We start from the raw sequence: 14,771 nt of genomic DNA on the forward strand, positions 1-14,771 counted from the left end.
CTCGGGCCAACAGTGACACTACGAATTTCACTCACCGCACAGGTTCGAGGACGTCATGACCCAAGCTTTAATTTTCGATGCGTTACGCACGCCCCGCGGCAAAGGCAAGGCCGACGGCGCGTTGCACAGCGTCAAACCGGTGAATCTGGTCGCCGGGTTGCTGACCGCGCTGCAACGCCGCACGGCGCTGGACACCAGCCAGGTCGATGACGTCGTGCTCGGCTGCGTCACGCCGATCGGTGATCAAGGCTCCGACATCGCCAAGACAGCGGTGCAGGTGGCCGACTGGGACGTCAGCGTGGCCGGCGTGCAGATCAACCGTTTTTGCGCCTCGGGTCTGGAAGCGGTCAACCTCGGCGCGATGAAAGTGCGCTCGGGCTTCGAGGATCTGGTGGTGGTCGGTGGCGTCGAGTCGATGTCGCGGGTGCCGATGGGCAGCGATGGCGGCGCCTGGGCACTGGACCCGCAGACCAACCTGCACAGCCACTTTACTCCGCAGGGCGTCGGCGCCGACCTGATCGCCACCCTTGAAGGCTTCAGCCGCCACGACGTCGATGCCTACGCGTTGCACTCGCAACACAAGGCTGCGCGGGCGCGGGCTGACGGTTCGTTCAACAAGTCGCTGGTGCCGGTGCAGGATCAGAACGGCATCATCCTGCTCGACCACGACGAATTCATTCGCGCCGAATCGACGATGGAAGGCCTGGGCAAACTCAAGCCGAGTTTCGAAATGATCGGCCAGATGGGCTTTGATGCCACAGCGCTGCGGGTTTACAGCCACGTCGAGCGGATCAACCACGTGCACACGCCGGGCAACAGCTCCGGGATCGTCGACGGTGCGGCACTGATGTTGATCGGCTCCGAAGCCAAGGGCCGCGCGCTGGGCCTGCAACCGCGGGCGCGCATCGTCGCCACGGCCGTCACCAGCACCGACCCGACGATCATGCTTACCGGCCCGGCGCCGGCCACGCGCAAGGCCCTGGCCAAGGCGGGTCTGCGGGTGGAAGACATCGACCTGTTCGAGGTCAACGAGGCGTTTGCCTCGGTGGTGTTGAAGTTCATCAAGGACATGGCGGTGGACCCGGACAAGGTCAACGTCAACGGCGGCTCGATTGCCATGGGCCATCCGCTGGGCGCCACCGGTTGCGCGATCCTCGGCACCCTGCTCGATGAACTGGAAACCCGGCGTCTGCGCTACGGCCTGGCGACGCTGTGTGTCGGCGGCGGCATGGGCATTGCCACCATCATCGAACGCCTCTGAGCCCCGAATTCAAGGAACCTTGTTATGAGCGAAGCCATTCGTTACGAAAAAGGCCAGGACGGCATTGTCGTCCTCACCATCGACATGCCGGGCCAGAGCGCCAACACCATGAACGCTGTGTACCGCGAGACCATGGGCGCCTGCGTTGCGCGGCTGGTGGCGGAAAAAGACAGCATCGCCGGGGTGATCATCACCTCGGCGAAGAAAACCTTCTTTGCCGGCGGCGACCTCAATGAGCTGATCAAGGTCGGCAAACCCGAAGCCAAAGCCTTCTATGACATGGTGCTGAGCCTCAAAGCGCAATTGCGCACTCTGGAATCCCTCGGCAAACCGGTGGTTGCGGCGATCAACGGCGCGGCGCTTGGCGGTGGCTGGGAAATCTGTCTGGCCTGCCATCACCGGGTGGCGCTGGACGATGCGGCGGTGCAACTCGGTCTGCCTGAAGTGACGCTGGGCCTGTTGCCGGGTGGTGGCGGGGTGGTGCGCATGGTGCGCATGCTCGGCATCGAAAAGGCACTGCCGTATCTGCTCGAAGGCAAGAAGGTGCGCCCGCAACAAGCGTTGCAGGCCGGTTTGATTGATGAGCTGGCGGCGGATCGTGACGAGTTGCTGGCCAAGGCCCGTGCGTGGATTGTCGCCAACCCGAGCGCGGTGCAGCGTTGGGATGTGAAGGGCTATCAGATCCCCGGCGGCACACCGTCGAATCCGAAAGTCGCACAGATGCTGGCGATTGCGCCGTCGATCCTGCGCAGTAAAACCCAGGGCACGCTGCCGGCTCCGGAGAAAATCCTCTGCGCGGCGGTGGAGGGCGCGCAGGTCGATTTTGACACCGCACACCTGATCGAAACCCGTTACTTCACCGAACTGACCACCGGGCAGATCTCGAAAAACCTGATCGGCACCTTCTGGTTCCAGCTCAATGAGATCAACGCCGGTGGCTCGCGTCCTCAAGGATTCGCGCCTTACGTCACGCGCAAGGTCGGCGTGCTCGGTGCGGGCATGATGGGTGCCGGGATCGCTTTCGTCAGCGCCTCGGCCGGCATCGACGTAGTGCTCAAGGACATCAATCTGGCGGCGGCCGATAAGGGCAAGGCTCATTCGGCGGCGCTGCTCGACAAGAAAGTCGCCCGTGGGCAGATGACGGCTGAAAAACGCGAGGCGGTGCTGGCGCGGATTCAGACCAGCGAAAGCGATGCCGATCTGGCGGGTTGCGACCTGATCATCGAAGCGGTGTTCGAGGATCGTGAACTCAAGGCGACGGTCTCGTCTGCAGCGCAAAAAATAGTGGGTTCTGGTGCAGTGATTGCCTCCAACACTTCAACCTTGCCGATCACTGGACTGGCGACCGCAGTACCCGATCAGAGCAAATTCATCGGCCTGCATTTCTTCAGTCCGGTGGACAAAATGCCGCTGGTGGAAATCATCAAAGGCGCGCAGACCAGCGCTGAAACCCTGGCTCGGGGTTTCGACTTCGTTCTGCAGATCAAGAAAACCCCGATTGTGGTCAACGACAGTCGCGGCTTCTTTACCTCGCGGGTGTTCGGAACCTTCACCAATGAAGGCATCGCCATGCTCGGCGAGGGCGTGAGCGCGCCGATGATCGAGACCGAAGCGCGCAAGGCCGGGATGCCGGTCGGGCCGCTGGCGATCTCCGACGAAGTTTCCCTCAGCCTGATGAGCCATATCCGTCAACAAACGGCCAAAGACCTGCAAGCGGAAGGGAAACCGCTGATAGAACACCCGGCCTTCGCCGTGATTGACTTGCTGCTCAACGAATACAAGCGTCCGGGCAAAGCCGCCGGCGGTGGATTCTACGATTACCCGGCGGGTGGTCAGAAACATCTGTGGCCGGAGTTGAAGACGCGCTTCGAGAAGGCCGACGGGCAGATTTCACCCAAGGATGTGCGTGACCGGCTGTTGTTCGTACAGGCCCTCGAAACCGTGCGCTGTGTAGAGGAGGGCGTGCTGACCTCGACGGCGGATGCCAACGTCGGCTCGATCTTCGGCATCGGTTTTGCGCCGTGGACCGGCGGTGCGTTGCAGTTCATCAATCAGTACGGGGTGCAGGACTTCGTCGCGCGCGCGCAGTATCTGGCCGAGCAGTACGGCGAGCGCTTTGCGCCACCGGCGCTGCTGCTGGAAAAAGCCGCGAAAGGCGAGCTGTTTTAAGTGATCGGGTGAACGCTGCGGGGCTTGCCTTGCCGGGGTGTTTCAAGGCAGGCTCTGGGGTGTTCATTATTCCCATCACGTGTCAGGTATTTTTTATGTCGCTACGCATCTGCATTCTCGAAACCGACATCCTGCGTCCGGAACTGGTCGATCAATATCAGGGTTACGGGCAGATGTTTCAGCGCCTGTTCTCGCAGCAACCGATTGCCGCCGAGTTCACCGTGTACAACGTGATGCAGGGCGAATACCCCAGCGACGATCAGACCTTCGATGCGTACCTGGTTACCGGCAGCAAGGCCGATTCGTTCGGCACCGACCCGTGGATCCAGACCCTCAAGCAATATCTGCTGAGCCGCTACGAGCGTGGCGACAAACTGCTCGGCGTGTGCTTCGGCCATCAATTGCTGGCGCTGCTGCTGGGTGGCAAGAGCGAGCGTGCCACTCAGGGCTGGGGCGTCGGCACCCACAACTACAAACTGGCGGCGAAGGCGCCGTGGATGAGCCCGGTGCGTGAAGAACTGACGCTGCTGATCAGTCACCAGGATCAAGTGACGGCGCTGCCGGAAAACGCCACGGTGATCGCCTCCAGCGATTTCTGTCCGTTTGCTGCGTACCACATCAACGATCAGGTGCTGTGCTTCCAGGGCCACCCGGAATTCATTCACGACTATTCGCGGGCGCTGCTGGATCTGCGTCAGGACGCGCTGGGTTCGCAGATCTACTCGAAAGGTGTGGCCAGCCTGGAGCAGGAGCACCATGGCACCACGGTGGCAGAGTGGATGATGCGCTTTGTGGCGCACAAGCCAGAGGCCGAAGCGCTTTAAGACCTGACATTTACCTATGTGGCGAGGGAGCTTGCTCCCTCGCCACAGGACTACAACCATCCCGACTTCTTGAAACTCGCCCACAAACTCACACACCCCACCGTGATAAACCCCAGCACGGCGAAATAGCCGTAGTGCCAGCTCAGCTCCGGCATGTTCTGGAAGTTCATCCCGTAAATCCCCGCCACCGCCGTCGGGAACGCCAGAATCGCCGCCCACGCGGCAAACTTGCGCTGCACCACGCTCTGCCGCGAGGCCTCAAGCAGCACGCCGATCTCGATGGTCTGGCTGGCAATGTCCGCCAGCGTGGTCAAGTCTTCCATCTGCCGCGTGACGTGAATCTGCACATCGCGGAAGTACGGGCGCATGTTCTTGTCGATAAACGGGAAACTCAGCTTCTGCAGTTCTTCACCGATTTCGACCATTGGTGCCGCATACCGGCGCAGACGCACGACATCGCGGCGCAAGCCATGGAGTTTCTGAATGTCACGCTCATTCAACGCGCTACAGAGCACGTTGCGCTCGAGCTCATCGATCTCGGCGTGGATCGCTTCGCCCACCGGCTGGTAGTTCTCGATCACGAAATCAAGCAGCGCATACAGTACGAAATCTTCCCCATGCTCCAGCAGCAACGGACGCGCCTCACAGCGTTGGCGGACATGGGCGTAGGACGCCGAGTGACCGTTGCGGGCGGTGATGATGTAACCCTTGCCGGCGAAGATGTGGGTCTCGATGAACTGCAGCACGCCGTTCTCACGGATCGGCGAATAGGTGACGATGAACAGCGCATCGCCAAAGGTTTCCAGTTTCGGCCGGCTGTGTTTTTCCAACGCATCTTCGATTGCCAGTTCGTGCAGGTTGAACTGGCGTTGCAGGTTGGCCAACTCCTGAGCGTCCGGCTCCTCAAGGCCAATCCAGACGAAATGGCCGGGCTTGGCGGCCCACGCGGCGCCCTCATCGAGAGCGATATTGGAGACTTTCTTACCCTCGCTGTATACCGCAGCAGCAACAACTCGACCCATGGTAGTGATTCACTTCTTCTTGGCAGATGGCGGGGAATTCAACGGCGTCAGCTTAGCCGTGTGCTGCTTGAGAGTCAGCGAAATCTGTACAGTTCACCCGGCAAAAGAAAACCCGCACGAGGCGGGTTTGTTTTTCATGCAGCTTGCAGTTGCTGATCCATTGCGGCGATGCATTCACGCATCTGTTCGCGGCACTGGCTCATAAGCATGGGCATGTCATCCATGGTCAGCCCTGCTGTAGGAATCGCCGGCAGCGAGCGTATGAGGATTTTCCCGCTGCGCCAGCTGTTCAGGCGCATGTGCTTGATGTAGCTGCTGACGCACACCGGCACGATCGGCACTCCGGCGGCGATTGCCATCTGGAACGCGCCTTTCTTGAACGGCAGCAGTTCTTCACCAAGGTTGCGCGTGCCTTCCGGGAATACCCAGATCGAGGTGTCCTCGTGTTGCAGGGTGTGGGTCGTGGTAAGCATCGACTTGCGCGCCTTGTGCGCGTTCCCACGATCGATCAACACGTTGCCCGCGAGCCAAAACAGTTGCCCGAACAGCGGCACCCATTTCAGGCTTTTCTTGCCGATGCACACGGTCCGCCGCGGTACCACGTTGCCGAACACGAACAGGTCGTAGTTGGACTGATGATTGGCAACGATCACGCAGCTGTCGGGCTTGTTCATCAGCGGGCCGACGTCGGCTTTTACCCGCAAGCGCAGAATGCACATGGCTGGAAGCGCGTAGAGGCGGGCGCAGAGACGACTGTTGTCCGGGTTGAAGGGACGGCACAGACCAAGGATCACTCCCAGCACACCGGCCAGGACAAAGTGCAAGCCCATCAACAACATACGCAACAAAAACAGCATTTTCAGGGCCTGCCTGGACAAAAGGTGGCGCAGTGTACGGATGTGCACTGTTTTCGGCAATTGCTGCTATAGAGTCCGGAGATAGGCGATGTTTAAGCGCATGTTTCCGAGTTGATCGTCAGACGCGTCCTAGAGCTGTCGGCGGATGATCAACCGAACACGCAAGAAAAAGCCCGACACGACGGTCGGGCTTTTCTTCGGCTCGGGAAGCGTGGGCTCAGCCCAGGTGCTCCTGATCCTGGATGATCGCGTTGTCGAGGGCTTCAAGCAGCGCCTTGCGCACTTTGAGCTTGGTGTTCTTGTGCGCGGTCATGTTGATTTTCTTCAACTGACGCGCCGCCGCCAGCGCAGCGCCTTGCAGCTCTTCGGCAGACACCACCTTGTCGAGGAAGCCGGCATCCACTGCGCTCTTGGGATCAAACATCTCGCCGTTGATCACTGAGCGGTGGAACGCCGAACGACGCAGGCGATCACGCGCCAGCTCGATGCCGGCGTGGTGCATGGTCATGCCGATCTGCACTTCGTTCAGACCGATGCTGAACGGGCCATCGACACCAATGCGGTAGTCGGCGGACAACAGAATGAATGCGCCCTTGGCAACGGCATGGCCCGGGCAGGCCACGATCACCGGGAACGGGTGGGACAGCAGGCGACGGGCGAGGGTCGAACCCGCAGTCACCAGTGCCACGGCTTCTTTAGGGCCGGCGGTCATCACCTTCAAGTCATAGCCGCCAGACAGAATCCCCGGCTGACCGGTAATGATCACAATGGCACGATCAGTCACCGCCTGATCCAGCGCCGCGTTGAACGCCGCAATCACGTCCGGGGAAATGGCATTGACCTTGCCGTTGTTCAAGGTCAGGGTCGCGATACCGTCTTCGAGGTGGTAGGCAATCAACTCACTCATGACGCTATTCCTTGTAAGAAAGATGGGCAGACGTTACCCACCGCCGTAGGCCAGGTAAAGCGCTGTGACTGACTCGCGGGTCACCGTTTCCGGCCGCGCCCGGCGTAGCACACCGTTCTGCTTCTATATAGAAGAGCGGCCGTCACCAGAGATTGGCCGGTTTGCCATCGCCCAAGGTGGGGCGAAACGCCTTTTTGTCTTAACCGCATGAAAATTCTGAAAAAAAGTTTGCCATCAGAAAAGCTTTCGACTACATTAGCGCGCCTCGACAGACAGAACATGTTTGAAGAGATACGGTGAAGTGTCCGAGTGGCTTAAGGAGCACGCCTGGAAAGTGTGTATACAGGAAACTGTATCGAGAGTTCGAATCTCTCCTTCACCGCCACATTCAGTAAACGCAAACCCCTGATTTTCCTAGAGAAAGTCGGGGGTTTGTGGTTTTTGGCGTCTGTAAATCAGCCCTATGGGAACAATAGGGGGCGGGCGCTTCATTTCTTTGTAAAAAGCAGTCTCCGCCAAGAAGGCTCTGGCGTTTCCAATAAAGCGAGAAATATTCGCGCTTCACCGGTTTCCTTTGTTTGTGAATCTGCGCGATAGTGGCTTTTTGTTATCGCCTTCAGGATGAACTGCTTGCCTGAACGCTTATTGGCAGTCCAACGCAGGGAAGTGCAGTGAAGACAGTTGTCACCATGGTTCTATTTTTGATGTTGTGCGGCTGCGGTTCTGACTCTCGCAGCTCTGCGCCGACACTCTGGACAGATGGCATCATGCTGGAGCAGAAGAAGGTCACCGTCGATGATCAGCATGCCAAAGTTGTCATGCAGGCAGCGGGCGATACGGTCAATCCGGTGGATTTTGAAGTGGTCAGAGGTAATGATCCGGATCAACGTCCCGATCATCTGGGGACAGTCGTCAAACCGTTTCGCAATAAAGTCGGCGCATGGTTCAGCCGTCTCGATAGCGCGGTCTTCAAACAGTTTCCCCAACTTGAAATGCAGGCCGATCCCGGTCAGACGCTACTCGTGAGAGGTTCATCGACGGTCAAAAGTCAAATTCCGGCGCCAGGCTATCTGACGCTCTACAACGAAGACTATGTATTCAACCAGTCGAAGAACAAGTATGAGAAAAAGCTGACCGCCAATCCGACGGTCTCGTCGTATTACACCTGCGGGCCTGTCACCAGTACCTTTATTCCCGAGAAGCAGAAAGTTTATCTGGCGGAGTTTGTCTTCGTGGATCGTGGGGACGGATGTGAACTGCAGATCTACGACATTACACAACCCGAACTACGTCTCCCGATCGTTGCCATCAAAGGCGCGCTACCCTCGTCGGACAGGTCCTTCCACTCGCCATAAGCTGTGTCAGAAAGCTGCCTGATCGCTGCTCGGCGAGATTTCGTGCAGACCTTGGCGAGCTTTGCAAAAAGGCGAGTGTTGTTGCAGATCTGGAAACTGCCCCGTAGCGGAACCATTTTTGAATGGTGGTAGTTACAATCGCCAGATTTTCTGCCAGTTAAAAGGACGGCTTTCATGATTATTTCCACCACACATTCCATCGAAGGCCGACAGATCACCGCGTACCTGGACATTGTCAGCGCGGAGTCGGTGCAGGGTGTCAATGTGATCCGTGACATGTTTGCCGGCATGCGCGACTTTTTTGGCGGGCGCTCTCAGACGCTCGAGCGGGCATTGAAAGAGGCGCGGGTTCAGGCGACTGACGAGATCAAGGAGCGGGCGCAGGCGTTGCAAGCGGATGCGGTGGTTGGGCTGGATTTCGAGATCAGCATGCCAGCGGGCAAGGGCGGTATGGTTGTCGTGTTCGCGACGGGCACCGCGGTCAAGTTGCGTTGATGTAGTTGCCGTAGCCCGCGAGCCCATTCAGTTGATGAATGGGTTTTTTTCTGTCGATCAGCCACGTGGTTTGTTGATGTAAGCCACGAGTGTCTGAGGTCGCTGGCGCGTTTAATCGATGTAGGCCATTCGTCGGGCATCAGTCGATCTGAACCACAAGTCCAGTAATGACCGGCTAGTCTCAAAAGTCTTGGAGGTCGATATTTTTTCAGGCAAAAGGCTTTGCCGGTATCGATCTATTACGAAGGGGAGAGGCTATGACTGATCCGTATATCGAAGACGATGGTGCCGAATTTTCATTCAACAACTGCGTCCGCTGCGGCCAGACGGAGTATCAGGCGGGCTTTGGCGAGGATCCGGTTCAGACCGGCAAGATCAAGTCCACCGCGCCCAAGGGGCCGAAAGCCAAGTTTCTTCCGAAGGTCTTGGCACGATCGAGAAAGTGATAGGTGACAGAACGACCCCGTCTATAAACGGGGTTTTTTATGCCTGATGTTTATGTAGGGAAATCTCCTACAAGCGACGGGGTAAATTGTGAATTTTTTCACAAACTTTTCACGTCCACAGACGTAGGGTGAAGCCATCCGTTAGAAAGCAAGTCTCCAGCCCGTCTCCCCAGCGGGCTTTTTTTTGCCTGCGATAAAACCTTTTGCGAAATCGCTGTCCAATCGGCGCCAAGTGCGCGGCGGCAGCTGAATTCTCTGGACTTCAGCGCGTCGGAAGCTTTCAATCTCGGCCCCTTTTGATCTCCCTATTTTTGAGGTTTTTTTCATGCGTCTAACATTGCCTGCTCTGGTTCTGGGGCTTCTGGTTGCTCAAGGTGCGGTCGCCGGTGAAGGCACTGCTGCACTCGGCGGCGGACTGGGTGGCGCGCTGGGTAATGTGGTCGGCCAGAAAATGGGCGGCAGCACGGGCGCAGCGATTGGTGCCGGCGTTGCAGGCGCGGCCGGCAGTGCCATGGCAGCCGGCAAAGGCAGTCGGACCAAAGCAGCTATCGGCGGTGGTGTTGGCGCGGCCGGTGGTTCGGTGATCGGCAACAGCCTGGGCGGCAGAAATGGCGCGACCATTGGCGCAGGCCTTGGTGGCGCTGCGGGTGGTGCGGTGGGCACCAACCTGTCCAAAGGTCACAAGCGCCACTGATACCGAGCGCTTGTCAGAAAAAGCCCGGCTCGATGCCGGGCTTTTTCATGGCTGAACGTTTTCCCGGAAAACCGCTCAAATTTGGCACGAGCCCCTGTGGGCATACCGTCCCGATTCGGGAACTGTGAGGTTCAAATGCGTTTGTCATTGTCTGCACTGTTTTTCGGATTACTGGTCGCTCAAGGCGCGATGGCCGCCGGCGATGGCAGCGCCGCCGTCGGTGGCGGACTGGGCGGTGTGCTCGGGAATGTGGTCGGTGGCCAGCTCGGCGGCAGCACCGGTGCGGCGGTCGGCGCAGGTGTAGGCGGCGCGGCGGGTGGCGCGGTCGGAGCGAATAAACACAATCGCACTGAAGCCGCCATCGGCGGTGGCCTCGGCGCAGCCGGGGGCTCAGTGGTCGGCAACAGCTTGGGCGGCTCCACCGGTTCCGCCATTGGTGCCGGATTGGGCGGCGCGGCCGGTGGTGCGGTGGGTAACAATCTCGGTGGCGACGGCGGGAAGGGGCATTCCGGCGGTGGTCACAAGCACAACAAGTACAAACATAAAAACCGCCACCATTGATTGAATACCGAAAACAAACCCGGCCTCGCGCCGGGTTTTTCGTATCTGGCGGCCAGACTCTGGAACGATTGGCTGTAGGCCTTTTCGAACGCTATACAACCCACAAGCTGCAGAGGTTTGCCATGACTCCCGAAACAGAAGGCAAGGAAGAAAAAGGTCCGAGCGGTCTGCCGTTTATCAATGATCCTGGGAACGAGGATCCGGGGTCGTTGATGGATGATGCGACGGTGCCGTTGAATGATGCGGATGAGGCGGATATGGAGTATGAAGAGGATGAGGATGAGCAATAAGTTGTCTTGATAGTCGAGCGCGGTAGCGCACTGAATTCCAATGTCCGGGGCCTGTACTTCAGGCCCTTTGATTCGGATCGGTTTGCTCGCGAGGTCAAGGTCGATAAAACAGTCCCACTGATACTGATGGGAAGTGAATGGCGCACCCTAAGCCGTGCAGTTCATATTGAACTTCATCAGTTATTTCACCGCAGCGTTCGATTTGCTTGCTCCGCCAAAGTCTTAAGATTCCGCGTGAAAGAGGTTCGCGGACTTTTCGGGGGATCAAAAAAGAAGTCTGGAAAGCAGGCGTTAGCTGTAGGGCGTTTCGCCAAATATCAGCGAGTCATTCCACGGGCTAAACATTGCCCGTTGCTCAATGTCCGCTGGCCTCGCTATGCTGCTGAACCCATTAATCAGATCCGCGCCGCGGCGCCGGCTGCGCCGCCCGGGATGTTTTTGATAACGGATCCGATGATGAATGCACCGATGAAGGCGTTTGGCCCGATCAAGGCCGTGATTTTCGACATGGACGGTCTGCTGCTGGACACCGAAGGCATCTACACCGAGGTTACGTCCCTCATAGCCGAGCGTTACGGGCGGACCTTCGACTGGAGCATCAAACAGAACATCATCGGTCGCGGGGCCAATGATCTGGCGAACTACGTGGTGCAGGCGCTGGATCTGCCGATCAGCGCCGAAGAGTTTCTGGTGATCCGCGAGCCACTGATGCGTGAGCGCTTTCCCAAGGCCCAGGCGATGCCGGGCGCGGAGGAGCTGATTCGCCACCTCAAGGCGCACAACATTCCGATCGCCGTAGGCACCAGTTCGTCGCGGCAGTCGTTCGGCCAGAAAACCACCTTGCACCGCGACTGGTTTGCGCTGTTCGATTTCATCGTCACGGCGGATGACCCGGAAGTCGGCGCGGCGAAACCGGCGCCGGACATCTTCCTCACCGCTGCCCGCCGTCTGGGTGTCGCACCTGAAGATTGTCTGGTGTTCGAGGATTCGCCGTTCGGCGTTACCGCAGCGAAAGCCGCGGGGATGACCGCCATTGCGATTCCGGATGCAGCCATGGCTGATGAAAAATACGCGCATGCCGACGGGATTCTGCGCACGCTCAAGGCTTTCACCCCGAGTGCCTGCGGTTTGCCGGCGCTGGATTGGGCTTGATCAGCCGATAAGCACGCATGAAAAACGCCGCCCTCTGCAAAGAGGCGCGGCGTTTTTTGTACCTTCGATTCAGCGCAATCAGGCGCCAAAACCACCGTCGATGGTCAGGCTGGCACCGGTGATGTAACCGGCTTCCGGGCCTACCAGATAAGCGACGAAACCGGCGATTTCATCGGCGGTGCCGTAACGGCCCACCGCCATCAGCGGGATCAGGCTCTCGGCGAATTCGCCATGGGCCGGGTTCATGTCAGTGTCGACCGGGCCGGGTTGCACGTTGTTGATGGTGATACCGCGCGGGCCGAGGTCGCGGGCCAGGCCTTTGGTCAGACCGACCAGGGCCGATTTGCTCATTGCATACACACCGCCACCGCCGAAGGGCATGCGGTCGGCGTTGGTGCTGCCGATGTTGACGATGCGCGAGCCTTCGCCCATGTGTTTGGCGGCTTCCTGAGACGCGATGAACACGCTGCGGACGTTGATCGCCAAGGTCTGGTCGAAGTCTTCCAGTTTGAAATCTTCCAGCGGTGCGATGGCCAGGACGCCGGCGTTGTTCACCAGAATATCCAGGCGGCCAAAGGCTTCGACGGTGGCGCTGACGGCGTTGCGGATAGCGGCTTCATCGGCGCTGTCGGCCTTGATCGCCAAAGCTTTGCCGCCGGTGGCGGTGATGCTGTTCTGCAACTCTTCGGCCTTGGCGGTGGAGCTGACGTAGGTGAATGCGACAGCGGCGCCTTCGGCGGCCAGACGTTTGACGATGGCGGCGCCGATACCACGGGAACCGCCTTGAATCAGAGCGACTTTGCCGCTGAGGTGTTGAGTGGTCATGTTCGATCTCCAGAAAATTCAAGGCGGGCTGCCTTGTTGTTGGAGCCGAGTATCGGCCTCGCATCGACAACCGTGTAGACCATGATTGCTATAGTCTGTGTAAACCAGAAGTTTATAGTGGCGATCATGGAAACTTTCAGCAGCATCGAATGCTTCGTGCGCAGCGCCGAAGTCGGCAGCTTTGCCGAAGCCGCCCGGCGCTTGAGCCTGACCCCGGCCGCCGTTGGCAAGAGTGTGGCGAAGCTCGAGGGACGGCTCGGTGTACGGCTGTTCCAGCGTAGTACACGCAGCCTGACCCTGACCGAGGCCGGTCAGCTGTTTTTGAGTCAGGTCAGCGGCAGTCTGACGACGATTCAGAATGCGGTGGCCAATCTTTCGAGTGTGGAAGGACTGCCGGCGGGGACGTTGAAAGTCAGCATGGGCACGGTATTCGGGCGTTTGTATGTTGTGCCGCTGCTGCAAGAGTTTCTTCGTCGGTTTCCGGCGATCAACCCGGATTGGCATTTTGATAACCGTCAGGTCGATTTGATTGGGCAGGGTTTCGATGCAGCGATTGGCGGGGGATTTGAGTTGCCTCAAGGCGTCGTCGCACGCAAATTGACACCCGCGCATCGCGTGTTGGTAGCGTCTGCGGACTATCTGCAACAGCACGAGGCGATCGCTGAGCCGGATGACCTGCAACATCACGATGGCATCCTGATTCGTTCGCCGCAAACCGGTCGAGTACGCTCCTGGCAGTTGATCAGTGGCGGCAGTCAGCTCTGTCAGCCCTTGACCCTCAAGACGCGCATGACCATGAGTGACTCCGAAGCCGCCTGCGCCACGGCAGCGCAGGGGTTGGGGATCGCACTGGTGAGCATGCCGTTTGCTGTGGGTTATCTCGAGGCGGGCACCTTGCAGCGCGTGCTGACGGACTGGTTTATCGATGACGGCAACATTTCGATCTATTACGCCGAGCATAAATTGTTGCCGGGCAAGACTCGGGCGTTTGTCGATTTTGTGATTGAGCAATTTGCGCAGCAGGGGTTGGCTCGGCGGTTCAGTGCTTTCTGAGCAAGACGTGGCACCGAGTTGACCCATTCGCGAGCAAGCCCGCTCCCACAGGGGATTTGTGAACGCCACAGATCCAATGTGGGAGTGAGCCTGCTCGCGAAGAACGATAACGCGGTCTACCGGGCAAACCGCTCCGCCCAGCCAATAATCTGCTTCGGCCGTGGTGTCGCGTAAGTCCGCACCTTGGACGTCGACAACCCCAGCCGCACCAGCGATTCAGCAATGGTCACCGCTGCCGTCACGCCATCCACCACCGGCACCCCGGTGCGGCGACGAATCTGTTCATCCAGCCCGGCCATGCCGCCGCAGCCCAGACAAATCACTTCGGCCTTGTCCTGGGTCACCGCCAGTTCCGCCTGCTGCACGATGGCTTCCAGTGCGCGCTGCGGTTCATGTTCCAGCTCCAGCACCGCCAGGCCACTGGCTCGCACCGACGCGCAGCGATCCCACAGGCCCGACAACTTCAGCCGATCCTCGATCAGCGGCACGGTGCGATCCAGCGTGGTCACCACCGAATAGGCGTGGCCGAGAAACATCGCGGTGCTGGCGGCGGCGTCGGTGATGTCCACCACCGGCACGTTAAGCAGCTCCTGCAAACCTTCGCGGCCGTGTTCGCCGTAACCGGCCTGAATCACCGCGTCGAACGGTTGATCGTAGGACATCACCCGATCCATCACGGCGATGGCCGCCAGGTAACTTTCGAAATTGCCTTCAACCGAGTCAGCGCCGAAGAACGGCGTCAAACCGACGATTTCCGTACCGGGGGCAGCGACCGCTTGCGCCGAGCGGGCGATGGCCTGGGTGATGGATTCGGTGGTGTTGACGTTGACCACAAGAATACGCATGGGAAGTCCTTATTG

16 protein-coding genes and 1 tRNA gene are annotated in these 14,771 nt (G+C 59.1%); 12 read left to right on the forward strand and 5 right to left on the reverse strand.

Translation table 11 applies throughout. From position 1 onward, the window contains the following. Positions 1 to 55: 55 nt before the first annotated feature. From M0814_RS04535 to M0814_RS04545, 3 genes are all read left to right on the forward strand, one after another. Entirely contained in the window at positions 56 to 1,261 is a 1,206-nt protein-coding gene (locus M0814_RS04535) for an acetyl-CoA C-acetyltransferase (protein ID WP_103485838.1), read from the forward strand. Positions 1,262 to 1,285: 24 nt separating this feature from the next. Next, the gene (locus M0814_RS04540) at positions 1,286 to 3,430 is read left to right on the forward strand and encodes a 3-hydroxyacyl-CoA dehydrogenase NAD-binding domain-containing protein (protein ID WP_103485839.1); all 2,145 of its coding nucleotides are present in this window, start codon (positions 1,286 to 1,288) and stop codon (positions 3,428 to 3,430) included. A gap of 95 nt (positions 3,431 to 3,525) precedes the next feature. Beyond that, on the forward strand, positions 3,526 to 4,254 hold the full coding sequence (locus M0814_RS04545; protein ID WP_103485840.1) for an amidotransferase: 729 nt from the start codon (positions 3,526 to 3,528) through the stop codon (positions 4,252 to 4,254). A 50-nt stretch (positions 4,255 to 4,304) separates the two neighbouring features. On the opposite strand, the gene M0814_RS04550 is transcribed toward M0814_RS04545, so the two are convergent. The 3 genes from M0814_RS04550 to M0814_RS04560 form a co-directional block, all read right to left on the reverse strand. Next, positions 4,305 to 5,276, reverse strand: a complete 972-nt coding sequence (locus tag M0814_RS04550) for a magnesium and cobalt transport protein CorA (protein ID WP_003223238.1) — start codon at positions 5,274 to 5,276, stop codon at positions 4,305 to 4,307. Positions 5,277 to 5,410: 134 nt separating this feature from the next. Beyond that, positions 5,411 to 6,133, reverse strand: coding sequence for a 1-acylglycerol-3-phosphate O-acyltransferase (locus M0814_RS04555; RefSeq protein WP_003223239.1), 723 nt, complete (start codon positions 6,131 to 6,133; stop codon positions 5,411 to 5,413). Between the two features lie 217 nt (positions 6,134 to 6,350). After that, a complete protein-coding gene (locus tag M0814_RS04560) occupies positions 6,351 to 7,040 on the reverse strand; it encodes a crotonase/enoyl-CoA hydratase family protein (RefSeq protein WP_003223240.1) in 690 nt (229 codons plus the stop codon). A 295-nt stretch (positions 7,041 to 7,335) separates the two neighbouring features. Here M0814_RS04560 and M0814_RS04565 point away from each other — a divergent pair. The 8 genes from M0814_RS04565 (at position 7,336) to M0814_RS04600 (ending at position 12,033) form a co-directional block, all read left to right on the forward strand. Beyond that, positions 7,336 to 7,425 (forward strand) — tRNA-Ser (locus tag M0814_RS04565). A gap of 286 nt (positions 7,426 to 7,711) precedes the next feature. After that, positions 7,712 to 8,395 (forward strand): hypothetical protein, encoded by a 684-nt coding sequence (locus tag M0814_RS04570; RefSeq protein ID WP_247868463.1) that lies wholly within the window; start codon positions 7,712 to 7,714, stop codon positions 8,393 to 8,395. A 174-nt stretch (positions 8,396 to 8,569) separates the two neighbouring features. Continuing rightward, positions 8,570 to 8,890, forward strand: a complete 321-nt coding sequence (locus M0814_RS04575; RefSeq protein WP_003223244.1) for a YbjQ family protein — start codon at positions 8,570 to 8,572, stop codon at positions 8,888 to 8,890. Between the two features lie 257 nt (positions 8,891 to 9,147). Next, complete coding sequence (locus M0814_RS04580) at positions 9,148 to 9,336, forward strand: hypothetical protein (protein ID WP_003223247.1); 189 nt, start codon at positions 9,148 to 9,150, stop codon at positions 9,334 to 9,336. A 325-nt stretch (positions 9,337 to 9,661) separates the two neighbouring features. After that, positions 9,662 to 10,030 (forward strand): hypothetical protein, encoded by a 369-nt coding sequence (locus M0814_RS04585; protein WP_045122356.1) that lies wholly within the window; start codon positions 9,662 to 9,664, stop codon positions 10,028 to 10,030. Positions 10,031 to 10,165: 135 nt separating this feature from the next. After that, complete coding sequence (locus M0814_RS04590; protein ID WP_103485841.1) at positions 10,166 to 10,591, forward strand: YMGG-like glycine zipper-containing protein; 426 nt, start codon at positions 10,166 to 10,168, stop codon at positions 10,589 to 10,591. Between the two features lie 122 nt (positions 10,592 to 10,713). Next, positions 10,714 to 10,881, forward strand: a complete 168-nt coding sequence (locus M0814_RS04595; protein ID WP_003223252.1) for a hypothetical protein — start codon at positions 10,714 to 10,716, stop codon at positions 10,879 to 10,881. Between the two features lie 456 nt (positions 10,882 to 11,337). Next, complete coding sequence (locus M0814_RS04600) at positions 11,338 to 12,033, forward strand: HAD-IA family hydrolase (RefSeq protein ID WP_003223254.1); 696 nt, start codon at positions 11,338 to 11,340, stop codon at positions 12,031 to 12,033. A 78-nt stretch (positions 12,034 to 12,111) separates the two neighbouring features. Here M0814_RS04600 and M0814_RS04605 read toward each other — a convergent pair whose 3' ends face one another. Continuing rightward, entirely contained in the window at positions 12,112 to 12,858 is a 747-nt protein-coding gene (locus tag M0814_RS04605) for a 3-oxoacyl-ACP reductase family protein (RefSeq protein WP_003223256.1), read from the reverse strand. Positions 12,859 to 12,984: 126 nt separating this feature from the next. On the opposite strand from M0814_RS04605, the gene M0814_RS04610 reads away from it, so the two are divergent. Then, the gene (locus tag M0814_RS04610) at positions 12,985 to 13,911 is read left to right on the forward strand and encodes a LysR family transcriptional regulator (RefSeq protein ID WP_103485844.1); all 927 of its coding nucleotides are present in this window, start codon (positions 12,985 to 12,987) and stop codon (positions 13,909 to 13,911) included. A 116-nt stretch (positions 13,912 to 14,027) separates the two neighbouring features. Here M0814_RS04610 and M0814_RS04615 read toward each other — a convergent pair whose 3' ends face one another. After that, positions 14,028 to 14,756, reverse strand: coding sequence for an aspartate/glutamate racemase family protein (locus tag M0814_RS04615; protein ID WP_047292982.1), 729 nt, complete (start codon positions 14,754 to 14,756; stop codon positions 14,028 to 14,030). Positions 14,757 to 14,771: the final 15 nt, after the last annotated feature.

Source organism: Pseudomonas sp. MWU12-2020 (genome assembly GCF_023100605.1).
Lineage (GTDB): Bacteria > Pseudomonadota > Gammaproteobacteria > Pseudomonadales > Pseudomonadaceae > Aquipseudomonas > Aquipseudomonas fluorescens_H.

What these genes read in the sequence shown, in the direction of transcription:
- M0814_RS04545 (WP_103485840.1), top strand. Translation starts at nt 3,526, where the DNA reads ATGTCGCTACGCATCTGCATTCTCGAAACCGACATCCTGCGTCCGGAA.
- M0814_RS04540 (WP_103485839.1), top strand. Translation starts at nt 1,286, where the DNA reads ATGAGCGAAGCCATTCGTTACGAAAAAGGCCAGGACGGCATTGTCGTC.
- M0814_RS04610 (WP_103485844.1), top strand. Translation starts at nt 12,985, where the DNA reads ATGGAAACTTTCAGCAGCATCGAATGCTTCGTGCGCAGCGCCGAAGTC.
- M0814_RS04605 (WP_003223256.1), bottom strand. Translation starts at nt 12,858, where the DNA reads ATGACCACTCAACACCTCAGCGGCAAAGTCGCTCTGATTCAAGGCGGT.
- M0814_RS04600 (WP_003223254.1), top strand. Translation starts at nt 11,338, where the DNA reads ATGAATGCACCGATGAAGGCGTTTGGCCCGATCAAGGCCGTGATTTTC.
- M0814_RS04560 (WP_003223240.1), bottom strand. Translation starts at nt 7,040, where the DNA reads ATGAGTGAGTTGATTGCCTACCACCTCGAAGACGGTATCGCGACCCTG.
- M0814_RS04595 (WP_003223252.1), top strand. Translation starts at nt 10,714, where the DNA reads ATGACTCCCGAAACAGAAGGCAAGGAAGAAAAAGGTCCGAGCGGTCTG.
- M0814_RS04580 (WP_003223247.1), top strand. Translation starts at nt 9,148, where the DNA reads ATGACTGATCCGTATATCGAAGACGATGGTGCCGAATTTTCATTCAAC.
- M0814_RS04535 (WP_103485838.1), top strand. Translation starts at nt 56, where the DNA reads ATGACCCAAGCTTTAATTTTCGATGCGTTACGCACGCCCCGCGGCAAA.
- M0814_RS04575 (WP_003223244.1), top strand. Translation starts at nt 8,570, where the DNA reads ATGATTATTTCCACCACACATTCCATCGAAGGCCGACAGATCACCGCG.
- M0814_RS04590 (WP_103485841.1), top strand. Translation starts at nt 10,166, where the DNA reads ATGCGTTTGTCATTGTCTGCACTGTTTTTCGGATTACTGGTCGCTCAA.
- M0814_RS04555 (WP_003223239.1), bottom strand. Translation starts at nt 6,133, where the DNA reads ATGCTGTTTTTGTTGCGTATGTTGTTGATGGGCTTGCACTTTGTCCTG.
- M0814_RS04550 (WP_003223238.1), bottom strand. Translation starts at nt 5,276, where the DNA reads ATGGGTCGAGTTGTTGCTGCTGCGGTATACAGCGAGGGTAAGAAAGTC.
- M0814_RS04615 (WP_047292982.1), bottom strand. Translation starts at nt 14,756, where the DNA reads ATGCGTATTCTTGTGGTCAACGTCAACACCACCGAATCCATCACCCAG.
- M0814_RS04585 (WP_045122356.1), top strand. Translation starts at nt 9,662, where the DNA reads ATGCGTCTAACATTGCCTGCTCTGGTTCTGGGGCTTCTGGTTGCTCAA.